This is a genomic window from Streptomyces sp. NPDC041124, assembly GCF_055592385.1.
The window spans coordinates 223,090-241,029 of sequence record NZ_JBVIYR010000007.1 but is presented as its reverse complement, the minus strand read 5'-3'; the positions used below and the strand labels follow the sequence as shown (position 1 = coordinate 241,029).

Below are 17,940 nucleotides of genomic sequence, written 5' to 3'. Positions count from 1 at the left end.
ATGGTAGAGACAGTCAGGGCACCTCGAAGATGAGGCACAACGTCGGTGAGGGAAGACGTGAGCGACAACTCTGTAGTACTGCGGTACGACGGCAGCGAGTACACCTACCCGGTGATCGACAGCACCGTCGGTGACAAGGGCTTCGACATCGGAAAGCTCCGCGCCCAGACCGGACTGGTGACGCTGGACAGCGGCTACGGCAACACCGCGGCCTACAAGTCCGGTGTCACCTATCTCGACGGCGAGGCCGGCATCCTCCGGTACCGCGGCTACCCGATCGAGCAGCTGGCGGAGCGCTCCACCTTCCTGGAGGTCGCCTATCTGCTGATCAACGGCGAGCTGCCGACGGTCGACCAGCTCACCTCGTTCCAGAACGACATCACGCAGCACACCCTGCTGCACGAGGACGTCAAGAACTTCTACCGGGGCTTCCCCCGCGACGCCCACCCGATGGCCATGCTGTCGTCGGTCGTCTCGGCGCTGTCCACCTTCTACCAGGACAGCCACAACCCCTTCGACGAGCAGCAGCGCAACCTCTCCACCATCCGCCTGCTGGCCAAGCTCCCGACGATCGCGGCGTACGCGTACAAGAAGTCGGTCGGCCACCCGTTCGTCTACCCGCGCAACGACCTCGGCTACGTCGAGAACTTCCTGCGCATGACCTTCTCGGTCCCCGCGCAGGACTACGAGCTCGACCCGGTCGTCGTGGCCGCCCTGGACAAGCTGCTCATCCTGCACGCGGACCACGAGCAGAACTGCTCGACCTCCACCGTGCGCCTGGTCGGCTCCTCGCAGGCGAACATGTTCGCCTCGATCTCCGCCGGCATCTCCGCCCTGTGGGGCCCGCTGCACGGCGGCGCCAACCAGTCGGTGCTGGAGATGCTGGAAGGCATCCGCGACGCCGGCGGTGACGTCGACTCCTTCATCCGCAAGGTGAAGAACAAGGAGGACGGCGTCCGCCTGATGGGCTTCGGCCACCGGGTCTACAAGAACTTCGACCCGCGCGCCAAGATCATCAAGGCTGCCGCGCACGACGTGCTCTCCGCCCTCGGCAAGTCCGACGAGCTGCTGGACATCGCCCTGAAGCTGGAGGAGCACGCGCTCTCCGACGACTACTTCGTCTCGCGCAGCCTCTACCCGAACGTCGACTTCTACACGGGCCTGATCTACCGGGCCATGGGCTTCCCGACCGAGATGTTCACGGTCCTGTTCGCCCTCGGCCGCCTGCCGGGCTGGATCGCCCAGTGGCACGAGATGATCAAGGAGCCGGGTTCCCGGATCGGCCGGCCGCGCCAGATCTACACGGGCGTCGTCGAGCGCGACTTCGTCCCCGTCGAGGAGCGCTGAGCCGCACCGCTCCCCAACGCTGCGTCGGGCCCCGCACACGTCGACCGTGTGCGGGGCCTGCGCGCGTGCGGGGCGCTTCGCATGGAGGACGTCGCAGGGAAGAAGAAGTGGAAAAGGCGCCCCGGCCGCCGGTCCCCCCACGGGCCGGCGTACCAGGGCGCCTTCCCATGTCCCGGTGCGGATTCCCCCCACGGGATCCGGCCGGGCGTCTGTGAGAACAGCGCCTGAATCGCTGTGTGAGCGCGGACGGACCTGAACCCGTCGCACTCGTCGGTGTGCGGTCTGCCGGGACAGCGCACATTCGGGAGGGCCGCTCAAAGCTCCCCACGGGTACGTGCCCCGGCAACGCAATCTCTGGGAAAGTCCCCCAAGACATCCCCAGATGCCGGTTCGCGCCCCCCAAGACGCTGGCCGACATCGCCAACTTAGACCTTCGAACCCCTTCGATGGTTACGTTCAGATCACTGTGATCTGCGTCTCTTGCGTATCTCCCCAAGCTGCGCATGAGCCCGCAAACCAGTCACGGGGCTCAAGCGTAAGGAAGATGCGCGAGCCGTGTGAAGAGCTTATGTGAGGGTCTTACCGGACTCCAGAGGGTGGGCCCAACTTGAGACCTCAATGAAACGCCCGGAGCCGCAGGCTGTTCGTCACCACGAACACCGAGGAGAAGGCCATGGCGGCACCGGCGATCATCGGATTCAGCAGCCCCGCCGCGGCGAGCGGCAGCGCGGCCACGTTGTAGCCGAAGGCCCAGACGAGATTGCCCTTGATGGTGGACAGCGTCCGGCGGGACAGCCGTATCGCGTCCGCCGCCACCCGCAGGTCGCCGCGGACCAGCGTCAGGTCGCCGGCCTCGATCGCCGCGTCCGTGCCGGTGCCCAGGGCGAGACCCAGATCGGCGACAGCCAGCGCGGCCGCGTCGTTGACGCCGTCGCCGACCATGGCGACGCTGTGCCCCTCACCCTGCAACCGCCGTACGGCCTCCGCCTTGTCCTCGGGCAGCACCTCGGCGATCACCCGGTCGATGCCCACGGCCCTCGCGACCGCCTCGGCCACGGCCCGGTTGTCGCCGGTCAGCAGCACCGGCGTGAGCCCGAGCGCCCGCAGCTCGCGCACCGCCTCGGCGCTGGTCTCCTTCACGGTGTCGGCGACCGCGAGGACGCCGCGTGCCACCCCGTCCCAGCCGGCCACCACGGCCGTCCGTCCCGCACGCTCCGCCTCCTCCTTCGCCCGGGCCAGCTCCGGCGGCAGCTCCCCGGCGACGAACTCCGGAAACCGCCCCACGGCCACCTCGCGGCCCTCCACCCGCCCGCGTACGCCCCTGCCCGGGACGTTCTCGAAGCGCTCGACGCCGGGCAGCGCACCGGCGCTCCCCCACCCTCGGCTTCGCTCGAGCGGGGGGACCCCCATCTCGGCCCCGGCGGCGATCGCCCGCGCGACGGGGTGCTCGGAGGCGTGCTCCAGGGCGCCCGCGAGCCGCAGCAGCAGCCGCTCGTCCTCGCCCTCGGCGACGTACACCTCCTGGAGGGACATCCGTCCGGTGGTGACGGTGCCGGTCTTGTCCAGCACGACGGTGTCGACGCGGCGGGTGGACTCCAGCACCTCCGGGCCCTTGATGAGGATGCCGAGCTGCGCGCCACGCCCCGTGCCGACCATCAGCGCGGTCGGTGTGGCGAGGCCGAGCGCGCAGGGGCAGGCGATGATCAGGACGGCGACGGCCGCGGTGAACGCGGCGACCGTGTCACCGGTGGAGCCGAGCCACAGCCCGAAGGTGCCGGCCGCGATCAGCAGCACCACGGGCACGAAGACGCCGGAGATCCGGTCGGCGAGGCGCTGCACCTGCGCCTTGCCGTTCTGCGCCTCCTCCACCAGCTTCGCCATCCGCGCGAGCTGCGTGTCGGAGCCGATCCGGGTGGCCTCGACGACGAGCCGGCCGCCCGCGTTGACCGTGGCGCCGGTGACCGAGTCGCCGACCGTGACGTCCACCGGGACGGACTCGCCGGTCAGCATGGACGCGTCCACGGCGGAGGAACCCTCCAGGACCGTGCCGTCCGTGGCGATCTTCTCCCCGGGCCGCACGACGAACCGGTCGCCCACGGCGAGCCGCTCCGCCGCTATCCGCACCTCCCCGCCCTCGCGCAGCACGGTCACGTCCTTGGCGCCCAGCTCCATCAGCGCCCGCAGGGCCGCTCCCGCGCGGCGCTTGGAGCGGGCCTCCAGATAGCGGCCGAGCAGGATGAACGTGGTGACGCCCGCCGCGACCTCCAGGTAGATCATGGAGGTGCCGTCGGTCCGGGAGACGGTCAGCTCGAACGGGTGGCGCATGCCGGGCGTGCCCGCGTCACCGAGGAACAACGCCCACAGCGACCAGCCGAACGCGGCGAGCGTGCCCACCGAGACCAGCGTGTCCATGGTCGCCGCGCCGTGCCGGAGGTTGGTCCAGGCGGCCCGGTGGAAGGGGGCGGCGCCCCACACCACCACGGGCGCGGCCAGGGTGAGGGAGAGCCACTGCCAGTGGTCGAACTGCAGCGACGGGATCATCGCCAGCAGCACGACGGGCAGGGCGAGGAACGCGGAGACGGTCAGGCGGCGGCGCAGGGCGGCGAGCTCCGGGTCGGCCTGCGCCGCCGTGCTGCCGTCGTCGGCCTCCCGCGCGGGCGCGGGTTCCTCGGCGGTGTAACCGGTGCGCACCACCGTGGTGATCAGGTCGGCGACCTCCACGCCCGGCGGGTAGGTGATGCGCGCCTTCTCCGTCGCGTAGTTCACCGTGGCGGTGACGCCGTCCATGCGGTTGAGCTTCTTCTCGACGCGGGCCGCGCAGGAGGCGCAGGTCATCCCGCCGATGAGCAGCTCGACCTCCGAGGCCGCCGGCTGCTGGGCGGCCTGCGCCTCGGGGGCGGTGGTGCTGGTCATGTCCGTGCTCCAGGGACGTCCGGGATCCGGGTGCCGGCGGCGGGCCGGGCCGGGGGCCACGCGGTACGGGTGGCCGGTACGGCCCGGTTCACGCCGTCCGGGCTTCCTTCAGGGGGTTCAGGCCGTGCCGGCCAGCTCGAAGCCGGCCTCGTCGACGGCCGCGCGTACGGCCGCCTCGTCGAGCGGGGCCGCGGAGACCACGGTCACCTCGCCGGAGGAGGCGACGGCCGTCACCGAGCTGACGCCGGGGATCTCGGAGATCTCGCCGGAGACGGCACCCTCGCAGTGCCCGCAGCTCATCCCGCTCACCTTGTAGACGGTGGTGACGGAACCCTGGGTGTCGGTCTGGGAGGTCATGTCGGTACTCCTCGTCGGGACGTAGGGGGTGGGGCTGACTGGAGGGGCCCCGGGGGGCCACTGCTTTCAGACTATACCCCTAGGGGGTATAAATCCACGACGGTCCGGACGGGACGGCGAGAGCGCGTTCCCGCACCCCACCCGACCGTACGTGCCGCCCGGGGATACCGTTCCGCCGGAAGTCACGGTCATCGGAAGGCGGGTCGGGCCATGCGCGCGGTGGTGTTCGAGCGGTACGGGGAACCGGCCGGGGTACGGGAGGTCGCGGACCCGGAGCCCGCGGAGCACGGGGTCGTGGTCCGCGTCGAGGCCACCGGTGTGTGCCGCAGCGACTGGCACGGCTGGCAGGGCCACGACCCGGACATCGCGCTCCCGCACGTCCCGGGCCACGAACTCGCCGGAGTCGTCGAAGCGGTCGGCGCCCGCGTCACCGGCTGGCGCCCGGGGGACCGGGTCACCGTGCCGTTCGTCTGCGCCTGCGGCTCCTGCCCGGCCTGCGCGGCCGGCGACCAGCAGGTGTGCGCACGGCAGACCCAGCCCGGCTTCACCCACTGGGGCTCCTTCGCCCACTACGTGGCCCTGGACCACGCGGACGTGAACCTCGTCGCGGTCCCCGACGGCATGTCGTACGCCACCGCCGCCTCGCTCGGCTGCCGTTTCGCCACCGCCTACCGGGCGGTGGTGCAGCAGGGCCGGGTGGCGGCGGGGGAGTGGGTCGCCGTGCACGGCTGCGGCGGGGTCGGCCTGTCGGCGGTGATGATCGCGGCGGCCGCGGGCGCCCGCGTCGTCGCCGTCGACGTCTCGCCGGGGGCGCTGGAGCTGGCGCGGCGGTTCGGCGCGGCGGAGTGCGTGGACGCGTCGGCGGTACCGGATCCGGCCGAAGCGGTCCGCGACCTCACCGGCGGCGGCGCCCACCTCTCCCTCGACGCCCTCGGCGCACCCGCCACCTGCGCCGCCTCCGTGAACGGGCTGCGCCGCCGGGGCCGCCACGTCCAGGTCGGCCTGCTGCCCTCACCGACGGGCACCACACCCGTCCCCATGGCCCGCGCCATCGCCCTGGAACTCCAACTCCTCGGCAGCCACGGCATGGCCGCGCACACCTATCCGCCGATGCTGGAACTGGTCCGCGCCGGAGTCCTCCGCCCCGACCTCCTGGTGACCTCCACGATCGGCCTGGACGCCGCCCCCTCGGCCCTCGCGGCCATGGGAACGGCCCCGGGCGCCGGAGTGACCGTCATCGAGCCGTGGAGCTGAGCGCGCCGCCCGCTCCCGGGGCGGTGCTGCCGTAGGCCGACGGCGAAGCCCGGGGAACGCGACTGTGCCCCACCGGGAGGGTGGGGCACAGTCGGTTTTTTCCCGGGTCAGCCGTCTCTGCGGCCCCGGTTGCCCGGGCGGCGGGCGACCCAGGCGCGGACGGTGTCGGCGTACCAGTACGGCTTGCCGCTCTCCACGTGGTCGGGCGGGGGCAGCAGTCCGTGCTTGCGATAGGAACGCACCGTGTCCGGCTGCACCTTGATGTGGGCCGCGATGTCCTTGTAGGACCACAGTCGTCGGTCGGTCATGAAAGGCACCTCCCCGCGCGCACCACGGAGGCGGCCGGGGGCGGCCGTCAGGGGGAGCCGGGTGCACGCTGGTGATCAGGCATGCGTTGTGCCCGGTGAACGAGGCCGGCCGAAGACAGGGCAGGGGCTGTGCGCCGGGTGTGACGGAAGGTCCGCCTCCGTGTGACGCCCGTGACCGCGCCGGAGCTTTTGTGACAGGAGTGTCGCACGGGCGCACCCCGGCTCACCGGCGGGGCGCATTGACTTCCGCGGCCCGGCGTGAGATCGAGCGCCCGCCCCGCCGGGACCGGTGGGTGAGCCGCCGGCACCACACCCGCCCACTTCTCGTCCGAATGTCCGGACAAAACATTGACAGGGCTTCGAGGCCGGGCTAGAAACCCTGGAGGGCCGGAAGAGAGCCGGACAAGCCGTGGAGCCCGACCGGCCGTGAGGCCGTGTGTGCCGACGAGCCGTACGAAGGGACGACCGCGATGGCGTACGACCCGATCACCCCGGGGCCGATCGGCGTGCCTCCCGTGACCGGGCCGCACATCCCCGCCGCGACGCACGCCCCCGCCGGGCCGCACACCCCCGCGGCGACGCACACCCCCGCCGCGACGCACGCCCCAGCCGAACCGTACGTCCCCCCGGGTGCCGCCCCCGGCACCCCACCGATCGCCTCCGGCGCGGGAGGCCGCCTCGCTTTGGCAGGAGCGAGCCGCGAGCGACGACTCCCCGCCCGCTGTGGCCCCGCGCCGGAGGTTCCGCCCCGCTCCCATGTGTCCACTCGCGGACCCGAACGGCCGACACTGTGTCGGGCCCGCCCGGGGCCTGGGACCTGGTGGGATGAGGACATGGCCCGGCCCGCGGCACACCCGTCCGCGACCGGGACGCACGAGCAGGACCAGTTGTACGCGCTGCACCAACGGCACGTCCCCACCCGACGCCGCCCTCTGCGAAGGAGTTCTCGGTCATGACCAAGATCGTCAACCACTGGATCGGCGGCAAGACCGTCGAAGGCGCCTCGGGGAACCACGGTCCGGTCACCGACCCGGCGACCGGCGAGGTCACCACGCGGGTCGCGTTCGCCTCCGTCGAGGAGGTCGACGCCGCGGTCGCCGCCGCCAAGGAGGCGTACCTCAGCTGGGGACAGTCCTCACTGGCCGCCCGCACCTCGATCCTGTTCAGGTTCCGCGCGCTGCTCGACGCCCACCGTGACGAGATCGCCGAACTGATCACCGCCGAGCACGGCAAGGTCCACTCCGACGCCCTCGGCGAGGTCGCCCGCGGCCTGGAGATCGTCGACCTGGCCTGCGGGATCAGCGTGCAGCTCAAGGGCGAACTGTCCACGCAGGTCGCCAGCCGCGTCGACGTGTCCTCGATCCGCCAGCCGCTCGGCGTGGTCGCCGGCATCACCCCGTTCAACTTCCCGGCCATGGTGCCGATGTGGATGTTCCCCCTCGCCATCGCCTGCGGCAACACCTTCGTGCTGAAGCCCTCCGAGAAGGACCCGTCCGCCTCGGTCCGCCTCGCCGAACTGCTGGCGGAGGCCGGACTGCCCGACGGCGTGTTCAACGTCGTCCACGGCGACAAGGTGGCCGTCGACCGCCTCCTGGAGCACCCCGACGTCAAGGCCGTCTCCTTCGTCGGCTCCACCCCGATCGCCCGCTACATCCACACCACCGCCTCCGCGAACGGCAAGCGCGTCCAGGCCCTCGGCGGCGCCAAGAACCACATGCTGGTGCTGCCCGACGCCGACCTCGACGCGGCCGCCGACGCGGCCGTCTCCGCCGCCTACGGCTCGGCCGGCGAGCGCTGCATGGCGATCTCCGCGGTCGTCGCCGTCGGCGCGATCGGCGACACGCTCGTGGAGAAGATCCGCGAGCGCGCCGAGAAGATCAAGATCGGCCCCGGCAGCGACCCCGCCTCCGAGATGGGCCCCCTGATCACCAAGGCCCACCGCGACAAGGTCGCCTCCTACGTCGCCGGAGCGGCCGACGAGGGCGCCGAGGTCGTCCTGGACGGCACCGGCTACACCGTCGACGGCCACGAGAACGGCCACTGGATCGGCATCTCCCTCCTCGACAAGGTGCCGACGTCCGCCAAGGCCTACCAGGACGAGATCTTCGGCCCCGTCCTGTGCGTCCTGCGCGCCGAGACCTACGAGGAGGCCCTCGACCTCATCAACGCCTCCCCCTTCGGCAACGGCACCGCGATCTTCACCCGGGACGGCGGCGCCGCCCGCCGCTTCCAGCTGGAGGTCGAGGCCGGCATGGTCGGCGTGAACGTCCCCATCCCGGTCCCCGTCGGCTACCACTCCTTCGGCGGCTGGAAGGACTCCCTCTTCGGCGACCACCACATCTACGGCAACGACGGCACGCACTTCTACACCCGCGGCAAGGTCGTCACCACCCGCTGGCCCGACCCGGCCGACGCCCCCACCGGCGTCGACCTGGGCTTCCCCCGCAACCACTGAGTCACGCCCACCACTCACCCCACCCGGCCGGGACCGTTTTCACCTCCACGGTCCCGGCCGACCACCCGCAACCTCTCCGGCGGTACGGTCCACTCCCGTCCTCCGCCCACCGGCCGTACGAACGCGGTCGGACATGGCCGCTGATCCCCTCGCCAGGGAGGCACGTACGGGGTGACGTCCTGGAGCACCCCGATCCGCCCCGAATCCGGATCCTCCACCAGCGCCCCGCGCGGAATGTCATCCGTACCGCGCGGCGGCGCGAACCAGTCCACGTCCGATGCCCGCCGGATCACCGCAGCCCACCCTGCCGACTGCTCCACCGATTGAGCTCCCGCAACCGCATGCTCAGCATCCGCCCGGTCGATGGCGACGTCTGATCACCAGGCCCCTGCCGCTCACCGTCGGGCACCGGCCCGTCCCTCAGACCGGCCAGTACCCGCGACATCAACAGCCGCTCCTCATCCGTGAGCGGCTCCACCCCCTCGCTCACCGGGCCGCTGCGGCAGCCCGCAGTACGGCCGCGAGCTTGCGGGCGGTCGCGAGGTTGCACCGCCCGAGGTCGACGAGCGGCTCCGCATGGCACACCGCGACCATGGGCACGTCCAGCGCCAACGAGGGCAGTGTGACCCCGACACCGGCCAGCGCCACCCCCAACTCCTCCCGTACGGCCTCCGCCCGTGTGATTCCGTCCATCACCGCTTCGAGTTCCTTGTCCGTCATTCGCCTGCTCCGGTCGTCGGTCACGTGCTGCACTCAAAGCGTCACGCCGAGCGCGGTGACGTGACCAGGGCCGACGCGTTGCCACTCCACACGGCAGCGGAGGCGGGACGAGGGAGCCAGGAGCGGAGCCGATGACCGTACGGCCGGAGCAGCAGACCACCACCGAGGACTCCGCACGGGGCGCGCTCGGCAGCACCCTGCGCTACCTCCGCGAGAAGGCGGGCAAGTCCCTGAGCCAACTCGCCGACGACACCAACTACGACAAGAGCTACCTGTACCGCCTGGAAGCCGCCGAACGCATCTCCAAACGCCCGGTCATGGAGGACCTGGACGCGTACTACGAGACCGGTGACTTGTTGGTACGGCTGTGGAAGCTGGCGCGGATGGAGGTGTTCAAGGACGGCTACAAGATGTTCATGCGGTACGAGGCCACTGCCACCATCATGCACAAATACATGCTGACGATCCCCGGCCTGCTCCAGACAGAGGCGTACGCCAGAGCTGTGTTGTCCTTGTGGCCAGGGCGCAACGAGGAGGACCTGGAGGAGCAGGTCGCCGCTCGTGTCGGTCGACAGGACCTGCTCCACCGCAAGCCACCGCCGAACATCCGCGTGATCCTCGACGAGTCGGTGCTGCGCTGCCCGGTTGCCGACCGGAAGGTCTGGGCGGACCAGTTGGCCCATCTCCGCTTCTCCGCCGAGCAGCCCTTCATCACTCTTCAAGTGCTCCCGCTGGCAGCAGGGTTCCACTCTCTCAAGGGCTACGGCTCCCTCTCCTTGCTCTGGCAGGCGGACGGAGGTGGAGTCGTCTACCTCGAAGGCAACGCGGCGGGGGAGTTGTTGGACGAAGCGGAGGACCTCCAGAAGTATCGCCTGGCCTACGATCAGGTAAGAGACTTGGCGCTGTCGCCATCAGAGTCGGTGGCGTTCATTGAGCGTGTTGTGGAGGAGCACCCATCATGAACCGCAACCCCGATCTCGCCCTTGTGACCTGGCGCAAGTCGAGCTACAGCGAAGGAGGCGACGGGAACTGCGTAGAGGTCGCCGCCGGCCTCCCCGCCGTTGTCCCGGTCCGCGACAGCAAGATCCCGGACGGCCCCGTCCTCCACTTCCCTCCCGCCACCTGGACGGCCTTCCTCCGAACTTTTAACGACATTGATAGCCAAACTGCTTGATCTGCCAGTTCCAATCTGCGAAATCGCTTGTCCAGGTGGGGAAGGCAGGTGCCTGCTGGGATTCCTCCATGCGGAACACCCTCGCGTCGGCGGGGAGGACGTCCAGCTGTCTGGGGCGTGGCTGCCGCTCGCCGGAACACCCTCGCGTCGGCGGGGAGGAACCGATCCGGAGGCGTCCGGTCGGGCGGTGTTCCGGAACACCCCCGCGTCGGCGGGGAGGACCCCCCACGCCGCCCAGCGGACCGCGGCGTCGACGGAACACCCCCGCGTCGGCGGGGAGGACCTGGACCGGCACCCCGGCCGCGCCGTCCCCCGCGGAACACCCCCGCGTCGGCGGGGAGGACACCACTCCCTCTTCCCGCAGGTTCGCGAGCACCGGAACACCCCCGCGTCGGCGGGGAGGACTCTCGGACGGACTGGTAGGTGACGCCCATCAGCGGAACACCCCCGCGTCGGCGGGGAGGACAACCCGTGAACCCATAGGGATGTGAACGCCCCCGGAACACCCCCGCGTCGGCGGGGAGGACCATCCCCATGGGTCCGGTGGGGTCCGGTGGTGCGGAACACCCCCGCGTCGGCGGGGAGGACGTGAGGCGCTTGACGAGTTCCTCGTCGAGGGGCGGAACACCCCCGCGTCGGCGGGGAGGACGTCGGACCCTGCTCGACGACCTTGACCACGCGCGGAACACCCCCGCGTCGGCGGGGAGGACGCGGCATGACGGAGGACGAGCTGTTCGACGAGCGGAACACCCCCGCGTCGGCGGGGAGGACTGAACCGGCCCCCGGACCCCTCTATCGAAGCGTGGAACACCCCCGCGTCGGCGGGGAGGACGACCGCGCCAGGAGCTGGAGCGCAAGGTGCGTCGGAACACCCCCGCGTCGGCGGGGAGGACGGCCACCTTGGACATGAGGGTGGCGCGCATTCCGGAACACCCCCGCGTCGGCGGGGAGGACGGGTTGCCGCCGAAGACCGGCGCCAAGGCCGCCGGAACACCCCCGCGTCGGCGGGGAGGACGTCGGTGTGCTCGTCGGGGCCATCGCAGGAGACGGAACACCCCCGCGTCGGCGGGGAGGACGAGGGCGATCAGCTCGAAGCGGTCGGGTCCGGCGGAACACCCCCGCGTCGGCGGGGAGGACTGGGAGATCACCGGACCGGCCAGCGCGATCACCGGAACACCCCCGCGTCGGCGGGGAGGACTCGCCGCGCAGCTTCGCCGTCTTGTCCGGCGTCGGAACACCCCCGCGTCGGCGGGGAGGACGGGCCGACCAGCCAGGCCGGCGGGATCTACCCCGGAACACCCCCGCGTCGGCGGGGAGGACGCGCACTCGGTTGCAGACCACTCATCAGGACGCGGAACACCCCCGCGTCGGCGGGGAGGACCGGGGCCGGCTCGCCCTTCGCCTGGTCCATGGCGGAACACCCCCGCGTCGGCGGGGAGGACACCGCCGATGGCCCAGACATAGGACAGGACGGCGGAACACCCCCGCGTCGGCGGGGAGGACGTCGCCGAGCGGCGGCTGGGGTCCCTGGGGTCCGGAACACCCCCGCGTCGGCGGGGAGGACTCGACACCCGTGTCGCTGAGACGGACGTCGAGCGGAACACCCCCGCGTCGGCGGGGAGGACCCGCCTCGATGTGGATGCACCCAGTTGAGCGGCGGAACACCCCAGCGTCGGCGGGGAGGACCACAGGTACTCCGCGTCGTACGGGATTGACCGCGGAACACCCCCGCGTCGGCGGGGAGGACACGGCCGCCAACTGCCTGGCCCCGGAGCCGTGCGGAACACCCCCGCGTCGGCGGGGAGGACGCCCGCGCGGTGAGCGTGCGCTTGCGCTGGTGCGGAACACCCCCGCGTCGGCGGGGAGGACGGGTCCGGACGCCAGGACGGCGAGCCGTTCGGCGGAACACCCCCGCGTCGGCGGGGAGGACCTGATGGAAGTCGCCGGCAATGTCGGCGAGATCGGAACACCCCCGCGTCGGCGGGGAGGACACCCAGCTGCCGGTCTGTTTCGCCGACTCCTGCGGAACACCCCCGCGTCGGCGGGGAGGACTCCGAGAGCCCGGGGCGTTCGTCGTCGCCTGCCGGAACACCCCCGCGTCGGCGGGGAGGACGCCCTGCGGCATCGCCGAGGTGAGGGGAGCGACGGAACACCCCCGCGTCGGCGGGGAGGACCCTTTCTGACCTGGTGCTCAGGAAGGGCTTTGCTCGTTCTTTGCCTTGGGTGTCGCCTTGAGGCTGGGCTGCATGTCGTCACCCTATCTGGGCTGAACCACTGCGGTGCGTAGGCGGAAGGTGGTTGGCTGTCGGCTTCAGCACGGGGTGTGGTCCCCGCTGGAGTGGGGGTGAAGGCGGTGCGGAAGCGGCAGGCGCCGGATGAGGCGGTGTGGGGGAAGTCGCGAGGTCTGGATCCGGGGTTGCCGCCGTATCCGCTGATTCGGCATCTGCTGGATGCTGCCGCGATGGCTGTGCACCTGTGGGATGTCTATCTGGCCGAGAACCAGCGTGTTCGGATCGCTGACGGCATGGGGCTGGCGGGCGCCATGGAGCGGGCCAGGGCAGTTGTGGGACTGTGTGCCGGACTGCATGACATCGGCAAGGTGTCGGGATTCCAGTTCTGCTCCTCGCACGGGAGTCAGTACCTCAGTGCCGAACTGGGCGGTGACCGCCGGCGGATGAGCGCGGGGCGGTTCGGGCATGACGTCGCCGGACTGCAGAGCGCGACGGAGGTGTTGGTGGAGCTGGGCTTCGCCGCTGACGGTGAGGTGCGGGTCGCTGAGCGGCTGGCCGAGGTCATCGGCGGTCACCACGGACGTTTCCACCGCGCCGAGGACAGTGTCGCTCCGGCGTTTCTCGGCGGGGATGCCTGGGCGCGGCAGCGGGTTGCGCATGCCGCCGTGGTGCACGAGTTGCTGGGGGAACCAGTGGCTCCGGGGGAGTTCAAGGCGTCGGCCGCGGTGTTGGTGACGGGGGTGGTCATTCTCGCCGACTGGTTGGTCAGTCAGGAGGACTACCTCCGGGGACGGCAGCGGCGGATCGAACCCGTGTTGGCGGATCACTTTGAGCGTTCCCGGCAGGACGCTCCCCGTCTGCTGGCCGAGGCTGGGCTGGCCCGGGTGGAGCTGCAACGCAAGGGGTTCGCTGAGGCCTACGGCATTCGGGGTGAGCCGAACCCGTTGCAGCGGTCCGTGATGGATGAGCTGCGGGAAGCGGTGGACGGTGGGCGGCGTGGGGGCATCTTCCTCGTCACCGCGGCTCCGGGGGACGGGAAGAGCGAGACGGCGCTGGAGGCCGAGCGGATTCTGTCCGAGGCTTTCGGCACGCAGGGGTACGCCTTTCTGCTGCCGACGATGGCCACCAGCGACCAGATGCACGGGCGGGTCGCGAAGGCGTTGTCGCGTCAGTCCGGTGAGGGCGCCGGGCTGACGCTGGTCCACAGCATGGCTTGGTTGAACGGTGCCTATTCCGATGAGGACTTGGACACACAGAGTGTGCTGACCTGTGATGGTGACGAGGTCGGGGAGGGGCGTCGGCGGGCCGAGTCCGACATGCGGCCGCAGCGGTGGCTGCGTGGGCCCAAACGGCCGTTGCTCGCGCAGTTCGCGGTCGGCACGATCGACCAGGCCCTGATGGCGGTACTGCCGGTGCGGCACAACGCGCTGCGGCTGCTGGCACTGTCGGGGAAAACGTTCATCGTGGACGAGGCTCACGCCTATGACCCGTACATGCAGGTGCTGCTGGGAAGGTTGCTGAACTGGCTCGGGGCGTACGGCGTGCCGGTCGTCCTCCTGTCGGCGACGTTGCCGGCGTCGGTCGGCAACCGGCTGATCAAGGAGTACTTGAAGGGTGCAGGCCACAAGACCGGCGCCCTGAAGGGGCGGACGTTCCCGGTGCCCTACCCCGGCTGGCTGTATGTGGACGGCGAGAGCGGCCGGGAGACACAGATCTCGTGCGCCCGGCGGCAGGAGCAGGCGCGTGCGCGCAGCATGGAACTCGGTGTAGTGGTGGAGCCGGTGGTTCACGGTTCGGACGGTGACGCCCAGGACCGGTTGACAGTGATCGAACGGCTTCTGGAACCGGTGGGCAGGGGCGAGGGCGGTACCGCCCTGGTGGTGTGCAACACGGTGGGAGACGCGCAGGACACCTATGCGCGGCTCCTTGAACGGTTCGACGGGCGCTCCCACGATCAGGGTGGAAACGTGCAGTTGCTGCACGCCCGCTTTCCCGGGGACGTGCGGGAGGCCCGCACACGGGAGGTCACCGAGGGGCTGGGCCGTGAGGGCCCGCGCCCGCTGCGACGTATCGTCGTGGCCACGCAGGTCGTCGAGCAGTCGCTGGACCTCGACGCCGACATCGTCATCAGTGATCTGGCGCCGCTGGCACTGTTGTTGCAGCGGGCCGGACGGTGCTGGCGGCACGAGAACCACTGGGTCCGGCACGGCTACCCCGACGGACGCGGGCGCCCCGCTTGGGCGAGTGGGCCGCGTCTTGTGGTGCTCGACCCGATCGCGGGAGGCGGGAGGTCACCGCGACAGTGGGGGGAGGTGTATTCCGAGCACCTTCTCGCCACCACCTCCCGGACCCTCGCCGGTATCGAGGGCGGGACCGTCTCCGTTCCCGGTGACGTACAAGGCCTGGTCGAAGCCGTTCACGGGGATGGTGAGGACTTCGACTGGAACAACCCGGGCGGTGGCGAGGCGAAGGCGTGGACGGAGCACACGGGCAAGGAGATGGCGGAACGCAGCATGGCGGGCCTTCTCGCCGTCCCGCGTGCGCGAAGCGTTTCCGCGCTGCATGACCTGCACAACCTGCCAGGGGAAGAGGACGAGTGGGAGGTGTCCACCAGGCTCGGCGCCGACTCGGTGCGGCTGCTGTGCGCCTACGCCCAGGAGGACGGCCGGGTGACACTGGATCCGGAGGGTGAACAGCCGCTTCCCCGAGCCATGGCAGGCGGCAAAGTGCCGGTCTCGTCCGTGCGAGAGGTGATGCGCCGGACGATCCCGGTCCGCTCCGACTGGTTCAAGGACGTGGATCCCGGCAGTCTCGCCCCGCCGGACTCGTGGACGGAGCATCCGATGCTTGTAGAGCTGTGTGTCCTTCGCCAGCCCGTAAGGGGCGGGAAAACGCAGGCTATAAAGGTCGAAGGTAAGGAACTGTGGCTGGATGAGGATCTCGGGCTTGCACGTAAGTGACCGAGTGTCTGACACCCCCACGTCGGCGGGGAAGGCGCAGAGCTGAGACAGCCTCCCTGCTCCTCAACTGAAACACCCCCGCTTCAGCGGGGAGCGGCCCTCGAAAATCGTCGAGAGCTATGCCCGTGGAGGTTACCGGGAGAGGCGTCGGTATGCCTCAGCGGCCCCCAGTAGCAAGGCGCTGCATGATCCGACTGTTGCCGGGTCCGGACGCATGCCGATCACGATCACAATGACGGCCACTACAAGCCCCCAAGGTGCTACAGCAGTCCAGGGGGTGGAGAGGTCCGACTGCATAGTTCTCCTCGCGTTAATACGGTTAATTCCGAGACAGAGTTGGCGTGTTGGCGACCGTTGTAGCTTGCCAAAGGCATCGCGGGCAAGTCGATCTTCGCTTCCTAGGACCCTCCCTAGACCCTCCCGGGTCTTCAACCTTCAGGAAGTGAGTGCACGACCTTTGCGTAAGTGCTCTACTGGTGCTGCTTCTGGCGGAAGGGGATTGGTTGTCAGTGGTGGCTGCTTCAATATCGGGGCGCTCGAAGCAGGGCCAATGGGGGGTTTGACGTGCTGATGTGTCACGGGGAGCGCAGACGTTGGAGGGGATGGCCGTGAGTGGGGGATTCGACCTACGGGATGAGCCGTGGATTCCCGTGCGTCTACTGACGGGGGAGTCGGTGCGCGTGGGTTTGTACGAGCTGTTCGAGCGGGCGCATGAGATCGAGGATCTGGAGGTCCCGCTGCCGCCGGCGGCAGCGGGCTTGTTACGGATCCTGGCGCCGATCGCGGCGAGGATCGCCACCGACGGCGGGGAACGGCTCGACGACCCGGATGTCGCCGAGGACATCGACGACTGGTTCGGCCTGCGAGACCGTGTCCTGAAGGCCGGCCGGTTCGACCCGCGGGCGGTGGACGCCTACTTCGGCCGGGAGGACCTGGTGGGCCGATTCGACCTGTTCCATCCCGAGCGGCCGTTCCTCCAAGATCCGCGCCTGCGCGCGGAGTGCGTGGACGCGAAGGGCGCGCCGAACCCGTCCGGGGTGAACAAACTCGTGATGGGCCGCCCTACAGGAGTCAACGGGGCGGTGCTGTTCGGGCACTTCACCGACACCGTACCCGTACCGGTACCGGCTGCCGAGGCTGCCTGGCATCTGATCGCGCAGTTGTACTACGGGCCGTCCGGACAGTGCACGCCCCGTCGGATCACCGGCGAGCGGGCGGGCAGCGGTGACGCGGCCCCGTTGCGGAAGTCCATCTCGTACTTCCCGTGGGGACCCGACCTCTTCACCACGCTGGTCCTGGCTGTGCCGAGCCCTCAGGCCGAGGCCGACTGGGAGACGGAGGACGTCTGCCCGTGGGAGACCGACCTCAACGCGCCCCTGGAGCCCTTGCCGCCGGTCACCTGGCCGGGCCGGATGCTGACCGGCCGGTTCCGGCATGCCGCGCTGCTCGTGCCGTCCGAGGACGGCCGGACGGTGACCGACGCCTACCTCACCTGGTCGACGCACGAGCCGCCGCACAAGGTGCGTGATCCGTACCAGATCCTCGACCGCCGTAAGGACGGGGAGTTCTGGCCGCGGGAGGCCGACGGCGCGAGGGCCCTGTGGCGAGACCTCGACTCCCTGCTGCTGAAGGACGACAGACAGGACGCCCGGCGCCCTCCGGCTCTCGAACACCTGCCCAGGCCGCTGCTGCCCCTTCTGCGAGTGCGTGCCTACGGTTTCGACCAGGACGGCCAGCAGAAGGACAGTGTCTGGTTCCGGGCGACGAGTCCGCAGGTCCTGCAATGGCAGGAGGAGAACGATGCGGAGATGGCCTACCACGTCAAGCACTGCCACACCGCTGCGGAAAAGACCGGTGACCGGCTGGACTTCGCCGCGAGGATCGCCTGGAAGATCGCCACCGACTCCAACGTCGACCCCTCGCCCAAGGCCAAGATCAAGCTGGATGCCCGTAAGCCCGGCCCGTGGGCCTCGGCTGCGATGACCCGCTACTGGCCGGCCGCGGAGCAGCGGTTCTGGCAGCTCACCGAGTCCGGCCGTACCACCGACCGGGTCGACAGACCGTTCGTCGACGCCGCCCTTGCCGCCCTCGACGAGGCCATCGGCCAGACCGGCCGTGCGGACATCAGAGTGGCGCGCGCCCGTCACCGCGCCCGAAGTCTCCTGCTCGCACTCCTGCAGCCGACCGCATCCGGCTGAATCTGCTTGGCCCGCTCCCGCCG

Annotated in this window: 11 protein-coding genes, 1 pseudogene and 1 CRISPR repeat array; of the genes and pseudogenes, 8 read left to right on the top strand and 4 right to left on the bottom strand. The window is 70.4% G+C overall.

Going from position 1 to position 17,940, the window contains the following annotated elements; genetic code table 11:
- Positions 1–57 precede the first annotated feature (57 nt).
- A complete protein-coding gene (locus ACZ6A9_RS20655; protein ID WP_468987486.1) occupies positions 58–1,347 on the top strand; it encodes a citrate synthase in 1,290 nt (429 codons plus the stop codon).
- Between the two features lie 615 nt (positions 1,348–1,962).
- On the opposite strand, the gene ACZ6A9_RS20650 is transcribed toward ACZ6A9_RS20655, so the two are convergent.
- On the bottom strand, positions 1,963–4,260 hold the full coding sequence (locus ACZ6A9_RS20650; protein ID WP_468987485.1) for a heavy metal translocating P-type ATPase: 2,298 nt from the start codon (positions 4,258–4,260) through the stop codon (positions 1,963–1,965).
- Between the two features lie 117 nt (positions 4,261–4,377).
- Positions 4,378–4,617, bottom strand: coding sequence for a heavy-metal-associated domain-containing protein (locus tag ACZ6A9_RS20645; RefSeq protein WP_184760528.1), 240 nt, complete (start codon positions 4,615–4,617; stop codon positions 4,378–4,380).
- A gap of 210 nt (positions 4,618–4,827) precedes the next feature.
- On the opposite strand from ACZ6A9_RS20645, the gene ACZ6A9_RS20640 reads away from it, so the two are divergent.
- Positions 4,828–5,871: a zinc-dependent alcohol dehydrogenase family protein gene (locus ACZ6A9_RS20640; protein ID WP_468987484.1), complete on the top strand. Its 1,044-nt coding sequence runs from the start codon at positions 4,828–4,830 to the stop codon at positions 5,869–5,871.
- A 107-nt stretch (positions 5,872–5,978) separates the two neighbouring features.
- Here the strand turns inward: ACZ6A9_RS20640 and ACZ6A9_RS20635 are convergent, their stop codons facing one another.
- The gene (locus ACZ6A9_RS20635) at positions 5,979–6,179 is read right to left on the bottom strand and encodes a helix-turn-helix transcriptional regulator (protein ID WP_468987483.1); all 201 of its coding nucleotides are present in this window, start codon (positions 6,177–6,179) and stop codon (positions 5,979–5,981) included.
- A 650-nt stretch (positions 6,180–6,829) separates the two neighbouring features.
- On the opposite strand from ACZ6A9_RS20635, the pseudogene ACZ6A9_RS20630 reads away from it, so the two are divergent.
- Together ACZ6A9_RS20630 and mmsA are read left to right on the top strand one after the other, a co-directional pair.
- Positions 6,830–6,925, top strand: a pseudogene (locus ACZ6A9_RS20630) (5-deoxy-glucuronate isomerase); the annotation flags it as partial.
- Positions 6,926–7,131: 206 nt separating this feature from the next.
- On the top strand, positions 7,132–8,634 hold the full coding sequence (gene mmsA / locus ACZ6A9_RS20625; protein WP_468987482.1) for a CoA-acylating methylmalonate-semialdehyde dehydrogenase: 1,503 nt from the start codon (positions 7,132–7,134) through the stop codon (positions 8,632–8,634).
- A 486-nt stretch (positions 8,635–9,120) separates the two neighbouring features.
- Here the strand turns inward: mmsA and ACZ6A9_RS20620 are convergent, their stop codons facing one another.
- On the bottom strand, positions 9,121–9,378 hold the full coding sequence (locus ACZ6A9_RS20620) for a hypothetical protein (RefSeq protein WP_468987481.1): 258 nt from the start codon (positions 9,376–9,378) through the stop codon (positions 9,121–9,123).
- A 107-nt stretch (positions 9,379–9,485) separates the two neighbouring features.
- Between ACZ6A9_RS20620 and ACZ6A9_RS20615 the strand changes: the two genes are divergently transcribed.
- From ACZ6A9_RS20615 to casA, 4 genes are all read left to right on the top strand, one after another.
- Positions 9,486–10,316, top strand: a complete 831-nt coding sequence (locus tag ACZ6A9_RS20615; RefSeq protein ID WP_468987479.1) for a helix-turn-helix domain-containing protein — start codon at positions 9,486–9,488, stop codon at positions 10,314–10,316.
- Positions 10,313–10,528 carry a DUF397 domain-containing protein gene (locus ACZ6A9_RS20610; protein WP_468987478.1) on the top strand — a complete coding sequence of 72 codons (216 nt, stop codon included), beginning with the start codon at positions 10,313–10,315 and terminating at the stop codon, positions 10,526–10,528. The genes ACZ6A9_RS20615 and ACZ6A9_RS20610 overlap by 4 nt, the downstream gene beginning before the upstream one ends.
- A 71-nt stretch (positions 10,529–10,599) precedes the next feature.
- Positions 10,600–12,702: direct repeats of the CRISPR family, unit length 29 nt; unit sequence CGGAACACCCCCGCGTCGGCGGGGAGGAC.
- Positions 12,703–12,872: 170 nt separating this feature from the next.
- A complete protein-coding gene (gene cas3, locus ACZ6A9_RS20605) occupies positions 12,873–15,719 on the top strand; it encodes a CRISPR-associated helicase Cas3' (RefSeq protein ID WP_468987476.1) in 2,847 nt (948 codons plus the stop codon).
- A 602-nt stretch (positions 15,720–16,321) separates the two neighbouring features.
- The gene (casA, locus tag ACZ6A9_RS20600) at positions 16,322–17,917 is read left to right on the top strand and encodes a type I-E CRISPR-associated protein Cse1/CasA (protein ID WP_468987474.1); all 1,596 of its coding nucleotides are present in this window, start codon (positions 16,322–16,324) and stop codon (positions 17,915–17,917) included.
- The last annotated feature ends 23 nt before the right edge of the window (positions 17,918–17,940 follow it).

Excerpts from the sequence above, each read along its gene's own strand:
- ACZ6A9_RS20640 (WP_468987484.1), top strand. The coding sequence starts at position 4,828 with ATGCGCGCGGTGGTGTTCGAGCGGTACGGGGAACCGGCCGGGGTACGG.
- ACZ6A9_RS20610 (WP_468987478.1), top strand. The coding sequence starts at position 10,313 with ATGAACCGCAACCCCGATCTCGCCCTTGTGACCTGGCGCAAGTCGAGC.
- mmsA (WP_468987482.1), top strand. The coding sequence starts at position 7,132 with ATGACCAAGATCGTCAACCACTGGATCGGCGGCAAGACCGTCGAAGGC.
- ACZ6A9_RS20635 (WP_468987483.1), bottom strand. The coding sequence starts at position 6,179 with ATGACCGACCGACGACTGTGGTCCTACAAGGACATCGCGGCCCACATC.
- ACZ6A9_RS20645 (WP_184760528.1), bottom strand. The coding sequence starts at position 4,617 with ATGACCTCCCAGACCGACACCCAGGGTTCCGTCACCACCGTCTACAAG.
- ACZ6A9_RS20650 (WP_468987485.1), bottom strand. The coding sequence starts at position 4,260 with ATGACCAGCACCACCGCCCCCGAGGCGCAGGCCGCCCAGCAGCCGGCG.
- ACZ6A9_RS20615 (WP_468987479.1), top strand. The coding sequence starts at position 9,486 with ATGACCGTACGGCCGGAGCAGCAGACCACCACCGAGGACTCCGCACGG.
- casA (WP_468987474.1), top strand. The coding sequence starts at position 16,322 with ATGGCCGTGAGTGGGGGATTCGACCTACGGGATGAGCCGTGGATTCCC.